General features: G+C 46.9%; 1 protein-coding gene. It reads left to right on the top strand.

The features are described from left to right. Window positions 1-937 (top strand): ATP-binding cassette domain-containing protein (locus R7093_RS24330; protein ID WP_318146897.1); only part of this gene is annotated, 937 nt, incomplete at both ends.

Below are 937 nucleotides of genomic sequence, written 5' to 3'. Positions count from 1 at the left end.
AATGGTGTGCGAATGCTGCGTGCTTTTGGTTTAGAAAACCAAGAGCAACAACGATTTGAAGATGTCGTTGACGATACTGGTGCTAAAAACATCGCGGTAGCAAGAGTAGATGCGCGCTTTGACCCTGCGATTCAGTTGACGATTGGTCTTTCGTTTCTTCTTAGTGTGGCGGCAGGCGCGTATCTGGTCGACAAAGGCGAAATCACTCTTGGTGATTTGACAGCCTTCACCATGTACTTGGGTTTGATGATTTGGCCAATGCTGGCGTTCGCATTCTTGTTTAACATCTTAGAGCGCGGTTCTGCCGCATGGAATCGGCTACAAGAAATCTTCGATGAACAACCAGAGATCATCGGTGGCACACAGCCTTTAGATGGCAAACCATTACCGCTGCACATCAAGATTGATGCGTTTCATTGGTCTAGAGAACTCCCACCAGCTCTTGCCGATGTGGACGTAACGTTAGAGCCAGGGAAAATGCTCGGAATTGCTGGCCCAGTAGGCAGTGGTAAATCGACGTTACTCACCCTGCTATTGCGTCAACATGATTTAGAAAATGGCACCATTCAGTTTGGCGATGTCAAAATCAAAGACGCTATCTTACCTCAATGGCGTAATCGCTTTGCGGTTGTGAATCAGAGTCCATTTTTGTTCTCAAAATCGATCTTTGACAACATCGCCCTTGGCAATCCTCAAGCAACAAAGGAGCAAGTTTATCAAGCAGCGAAATTGGCGTGTATCCACGACGATATAGAGAAATTCCCTGACGGATACCAAACCGAAGTTGGCGAAAAAGGCATTACTCTTTCTGGCGGTCAGAAGCAGCGTATTGCGATTGCACGCGCCATGCTTCTCAACGCTCAAGTGTTAGTTTTAGATGATGCCCTATCCGCCGTAGATGGTCGAACCGAACATCAGATTCTCAAGAACCTTGAAA

This window comes from Vibrio sp. 1580 (assembly GCF_033340055.1).
The sequence above is the reverse complement of the archived record's forward strand: the minus strand, read 5'-3'. Positions and strand labels throughout refer to the sequence as shown.